Origin of the sequence: Rhodococcus sp. MS13, from assembly GCF_013277835.1 — a bacterium.
Taxonomy (GTDB): Bacteria; Actinomycetota; Actinomycetes; order Mycobacteriales; family Mycobacteriaceae; genus Rhodococcus_F; species Rhodococcus_F erythropolis.
Window position 1 is genome coordinate 808 of record NZ_VBTL01000019.1, and the last position, 6676, is coordinate 7483.

The 6676-nt window shown below is 61.8% G+C and carries 1 protein-coding gene; it reads left to right on the forward strand.

Going from position 1 to position 6676, the window contains the following annotated elements; translation table 11 throughout:
• Positions 1–6676 (forward strand): non-ribosomal peptide synthetase (locus tag FEZ59_RS29680; RefSeq protein WP_172933571.1); only part of this gene is annotated, 6676 nt, incomplete at both ends.

The window sequence follows — 6676 nt, forward strand, 5'->3', positions numbered from 1 at the left end:
TTGGTTTGGATGATGATTTCTTCGCGCTCGGTGGTAATTCGCTGATTGCGACGCAGGTGACGTCTCGGTTGGGTCAGGCGTTGGATGCTTCGGTTTCGGTGCGGGAGTTGTTCGAGGCGTCGACCGTTGAAGGGCTTGCTGCCCGACTCGGTTCTCATGTCGGTGGTGGTTCGCGTGCGGCGTTGACTGCGCAGGTGCGTCCGGCGCAGGTTCCGTTGTCGTTGGCGCAGCAGCGCATGTGGTTCCTCAACCAGTTGGATACGAACTCGGCAGGGAACAATGTTCCGGTTGCGATCACGCTCACCGGAAAACTGGACGTGTCGGGGCTGGAACAGGCTGTCTCGGACGTTGTCGGCCGCCATGAGGTTCTGCGCACGGTCTACCCCGAGGTCGACGGAATCGGCTACCAGAAGATCGTTGCACCGGCTGATGTCGGCGTGAACCTCGCTGCAACCTTGGTCTCGGATTCAGAGATTGTTTCCGAGGTAACGAACTTCGTGGCGACGGGTTTCGACGTGACAACCGAGGTTCCGTTGCGCGCCAGGCTTTTCCAGACCAAGGCCGACGAGCACGTTCTCGTATTCGTGGTGCATCACATCTCGACCGACGGTTTCTCGATGGGCCCGCTGACCCGCGACATCATGACCGCCTACTACGCCAGAACCAACGGCCAGGCTCCGACCTGGACGCCGTTGCCGGTGCAGTATGCCGACTACGCACTGTGGCAGCGTGAGGTTCTCGGGTCCGAGGACGATCCGCAGTCAATCATCGCGCAGCAGATCACTTACTGGGCGCAAGCATTGGACGGCGTGCCCGAACAGTTGAATCTTCCCGGGGATCGGGCCAGGCCGGCGGTATTCTCCGGTCAGGGAGCAACATTCGAATTCTCGATCGGTCAGGAACTGCATGAGCGGCTGATCGGTGTCGGTCGTGAGCACAATGCGTCGATGTTCATGGTGGTCCATTCGGCGCTGGCATCACTTCTCGCACGTCTGTCGGGAACAACGGACATCACCATCGGCGCGCCGATGGCAGGACGAGGTGAATCCGAACTCGACGATCTGATCGGAATGTTCGTCAACACATTGGTGCTACGTACCGAGGTTGATCCTTCGGCCCCGTTTACCACACTTCTGTCGTCGGCTCGAGAGACCGATCTTCAGGCGTTCGCGCACTCGGACCTTCCCTTCGAGCGGCTCGTGGAAGTGCTGGATCCCGTTCGGTCGAGGGCACACCACCCGCTGTTCCAGGTGGCATTGGCGTTCCAGAACCTGGGGCAGAATTCGTTGGCTCTGCCGGGTCTGACGGCCGCCGAGTTCGCAATCGACGAGACTGTGGCCAAGTTCGACCTGCAGCTCACGATCAGTGAGGTATCAGAAGGGCTGTCGGCGACGTTCACGTACGCGACGGATCTGTTCGACGAATCGACCGTCCGCGGATTCGCCGCACGATTGATGCGCATCCTGAACGGAATTGCGACGGACCCCGCAACTTCAGTGGGTGACATCGAAATCCTCGACTCGTCCGAGCGTGAGGTTCTGACGAGTCAAAGGGCTTCGTCAGGAGTAGCGCAGGCGCCGTTGGCCGAGATTCTTGCCGACGCTGCTGCGCGTTACCCGGACAACGTCGCATTGCGCTACCCCGGCACGGGGCAGGCCGCTGCCGGTAGGTCCATGACGTATCGCGAGGTCGACGAGTGGTCGTCGAAGCTGGCCCGCGTTTTGATCAACCGTGGTCTCGGGGCTGAAGATCTTGTGGCGGTGTCGATTCCGAGATCCGTCGAATCGGTACTCGCGGTCTGGGCAGTGTCGAAGACCGGGGCAGCGGTCGTTCCGATCGATCCGCACTATCCGGCAGACCGTATCGCGCACATGCTCAGCGACTCTGGTGCAAAGGTAGGCCTGACCCTCGACGTCGAACGTCCGAACCTCACCGACGACGTCGAGTGGTTGGTCGTGGACGGACCACGTGGCGAACAGATGACCGCCGGAGTGTCCGCAGCGCCAATCGATGCCGAGGAACGTGTCCGTCCACTGACGACTGCTCATCCGGCCTGGGTCATCTACACCTCCGGCACGACCGGTCTACCCAAGGGCGTTGTCGCCACCAACGCAGGTCTGGCGAGCTTCAGTGTCACGCAGGCCGCGCATTACCTCGTGAAGCCCACCTCGCGGACATTGCACTTCGCGTCACCGAGTTTCGACGCGTCGATGCTCGAGTTGTTCCTCGCGGTGGCCACCGGCGCGACGATGGTCATCGTCCCACCTGGCGTGTACGGCGGCGACGAGCTGGCTGAGGTGTTCCGTAGCGAACGAGTCACCCATGCGTTCATCACGCCGGCGGCTCTGGCGTCGATGGACCCGAGCGGCCTGGACGACCTGACGGTCGTAGGCGTGGGTGGCGAAGCGTATTCGCCGGAACTGATCAGCAAGTGGACGACAGGTGACGGCTCGACCGCATCGGCTTCGGCTCCCAGGACGTTCTTGAATGTCTACGGCCCGACCGAGACGACGATCGTGACGAACGTCAGCGTTCCGCTTCTGCCGGGTGACCGAATGGACATCGGCGCCACGATCGGTGACATGGCCGCTTTCGTTCTGGACACACGACTCAATCCAGTTCCACTCGGAGTCTCGGGCGAGCTGTATCTGTCCGGTCCTCAGGTGACCCGCGGCTATCATCGTCGCCCGGGCTTGAGCGCCGATCGATTCGTGGCAAACCCGCACGGTAATCCGGGCGAGCGAATGTACCGAACCGGTGACGTGGTGCGCTGGGTCGCTGGAACCGCACCCTCCACCTACGCCGTGGAATACGTGGGCCGCAACGATTTCCAGGTCAAGATTCGCGGTTTCCGTATCGAACTCGGTGAGATCGATGCGTCATTGACCGCACACCCCGAGGTCGAGTTCGCTGCGACGATGGGTACGACCCTGCCGTCGGGTGCTCCGGCACTGGTGTCGTACGTGTTCACCGGAAAGAACGCTTCGGTCACTTCGGCGGAATTGATCGAATTCGTCTCCAGAACCCTTCCGGCTCACATGGTTCCGGCTTCGATAATGGTCTCCTCGGACATGCCACTGAGCCCGGCCGGCAAGCTGGACCGAAAAGCGCTCCCAGCGCCGGTCTTCGAGACCAAGGAATTCCGCGCCCCGGTTACCGAGATGGAACAAGTCCTGAGCGAGATCTTCGCGGACGTTCTCGGTCTGGATCGAATCGGAACGGACGACTCGTTCTTCGCGCAGGGCGGCGACTCGATCATGTCGATCCAGCTCGTCTCGCGGGCGAAGGCACGTGGGGTCGTATTCGCACCCAGTGACGTCTTCGAGAGCAAGACTGTCGCGGCATTGGCCGAAGTGGCGAAGTATGCCGCCGACGTCGAGGCCGCGGTGGTGCTCGAGGAGTTGCCGGGCGGTGGAGTCGGCTGGATGCCGTTGACGCCGATCGAACGATTCATGGTCGAGCGCGGTGGCAGGTACAACCGATTCACACAGACGATGACTCTCGAGCTTCCACTCGGAGCGCAGCGAACCGACATCGTGCGAACCCTCGCCGCCGTCGTCGACCACCATGACATGTTCCGATCGCGGCTGATCTCCGACGGTCGCGGATGGGGGATGTCGGTCTCCGAGCCCGGAACCGTGGACGTCGAGGATCTGCTCAGCCGCGTCGATGTCGACGCGGCTGCGGACGAGTCGACAATTGTCCTCACGGCTTCCAAGGGCCTCGACGAGGCTCTCGGCCGATTGAATCCGGCTGACGGCGTGATGGTTCAGTTCGTGTGGGTCGACTTCGGTCCCTCCCGCACGGGGCGCTTGATCATTGCTGCGCACCACTTGATTGTCGACGGGGTTTCCTGGCGAATCATCGTTCCGGATTTGGTGTCGGCTGCGGCTCAGATGGCCGGGGCGAGCGGAGCGACGGGGGACGTAGCCGGAGCGACGGGGGATGTGGCTCTCGAACCGACGGGTACGTCGATGCGACGGTGGGCTCATGCATTGTCCGAAGAGGCACATCGGGATTCACGGGTAGCCGAGTTGGATACGTGGCGGAAGGTGTTGCAGACACCGGATCCGGTGCTGGGCAAGCGGGCGTACGACTCTGCGGTCGACGTTGCGGCAACGGTTCAGCGGATAAGCGTGGCGGTCCCCACTCAGGTGACCGAGACTCTGTTGACCACGCTGCCGGAGGTTTTCAACGGCGGCGCCAACGACGGCCTGCTCGCTGGACTTGCACTCGCGCTGATCGAGTGGCGTCGCCGTGCGGGAATCGACTCGTCATCTGCCCTGCTGCAGCTCGAGGGCCACGGCCGTGAAGAAGCCGTGATTCCCGGTGCGGATCTGTCGAGGACTGTTGGCTGGTTCACTGCAGCCTTCCCGATCAGTCTCGATCTTTCCGATGTTGATCTGGGTGACGCTTTTGCCGGAGGTGATTCGGCGGGACGCGCGATCAAGGCAGTGAAGGAGCAGTTGCTGGCGATCCCGGACAAGGGCGTCGGGTACGGACTGCTGCGCTACCTGAACGAAGACACGCGCGCAGTGCTTTCGCGCTTCGCAGGGGGACAGGTCAGCTTCAACTACTTGGGAAGGGTTGTCGCCGAGGATCTTCCGGCAGGTGTCGAGGGGCTCGGCTGGCTGCCGGCGGGCGATTTCGCCAACGTGTCAGCACCCGAAGACGTCGACATGCCCGCAAACAAGGTCGTCGACATCAATGCGATCGTCAACGACGGCGCAGACGGAGCTGTTCTGGAGGCCTCCTTCGCCTACCCCGTCGGTGCCATCGACGGCGAGAGCGTCGAGGCGTTTGCACAGATTTGGGTCGAAGCACTGACCGCCCTGGCGGAGCATTCTCGATCCGTCGGTGCCGGAGGACTCACTCCGTCCGACGTGCCGCTTGTCTCGGTGAGCCAACGAGATATCGACGGGTTCGAGAATCGATTCGGTACGGTGACCGACATCTGGCCGCTGGCACCGCTGCAGTCGGGCTTGCTCTTCCATGCGATGTTGGCGGAATCCAGCGTCGACCTCTACTCGGTGCAGATGATTCTCACTTTGTCCGGGAAGGTCGATGCCGACCGATTGCGGACTGCAGCACAGGGAATCATCGACCGTTACGCGAACCTGCGAACAGCATTCACGGCCGACGACGACGGAACGCCGGTCCAGATAGTCCTCGAGGACGTTGCTGTCCCGTGGCGGAACATCGATCTCAGCGATGTCGCGGCGGTCGACCGTGAGGCAGCACTGGACGCAGTTTTGACGGCTGACCAGGCGACACACTTCGACATGGCGTCACCGCCGTTGATTCGGTTCACCTTCGTCACGATGGCGGAGGGGGACTACCGCTTGGTCGTGGCGAATCACCACATCATTCTCGACGGTTGGTCGGTGCCGCTGCTTTTGCAGAACCTGTTGGCGCTGTACGCGACTCGTGGTGACGACTCGGTTCTTCCGCGCGTGCGTAGCTATCGCAATTACCTGGCGTGGCTTGTCGATCAGGATCGTGATCGATCACTCACAGCCTGGGCGGATGCGCTTTCCGGCGTCGAAGAGCCGACGCTGCTTGCTCAGGTCACAGGCGGACAGGAATTCACCGCGCTGTCACAGAAGCTGAACGTGTCGATGTCGTCGGAGACAACCGCGGCGCTCACTGCTCTGGCCGCACGACTCGGCGTCACCGCTAACACGATCGTGCAGAGCGCGTGGGCGGTCCTGCTCGGTGCGTTGACCGGAACCGACGACGTTGTCTTCGGTGCAACAGTGTCCGGCCGGCCACCGGCACTCACCGGGGTCGAATCGATGGTCGGGTTGTTCATCAACACCCTCCCCGTGCGGGTGCGCCTCGACGCCGCGGAGTCCGTCGAAGAATTGGTTGCCAGGGTTCAGATCGAGCAGGCGAGAATGCTCGATCATCACTATCTCGGTTTGACCGATGTCCAGAAAGCAGCGGACGTCGGAACACTGTTCGACACGTTGGTGGTATTCGAGTCGTACCCGGTCGACCGTGAGGGCCTCGCCGCACAGGCGGATGTTCTCGACGGAATGATGATCGACGACATCGCCTCGGACGATTCCACGAACTACCCGTTGACCCTGCTGATCGCACTCGACGAGCAGTTGCACTTGACGCTGCGGTACCTACCGGACTTCTTCGATGCCGACTACGCAACTGCGTTGCTGGACAGAGTTCTTCGACTGCTCTCCTCCGTAGCCACCGATCCTTCGGTGCGCGTTGGTGACGTTGATATCTTGGATTCTGTTGAGCGTTCGTTGGTGCTCGAGGGGTGGAATGACACGGCTCGTGAGGTTGCGGGCGTGTCGGTGTTGGATGGGTTTGTTGCGCAGGTGGCGGCGTCTCCGGATGCGGTGGCGCTCTCGTTCGAGGGGCAGTCTCTGTCGTATGCGGAGTTCGATGCTCGGGTGAATCGTTTTGCCAGGTATTTGGTTTCGGTGGGTGTGGGGCCGGAGTCGTTGGTGGGTGTTGCGGTTCGTCGGTCGGTTGATTTGTTGGTTGCGGTTTACGGTGTGCTCAGGGCTGGTGGTGGGTATGTTCCGGTGGATCCGGATCAGCCTGCGGAGCGTAATGGGTATGTGTTGGAGTCGGCGTCGCCGGTGTGTGTGGTCAGTACGTCTGACGTTGGTTTCGATGCTGGTGTGGTGCCGGTGGTCGAGGTTGATGT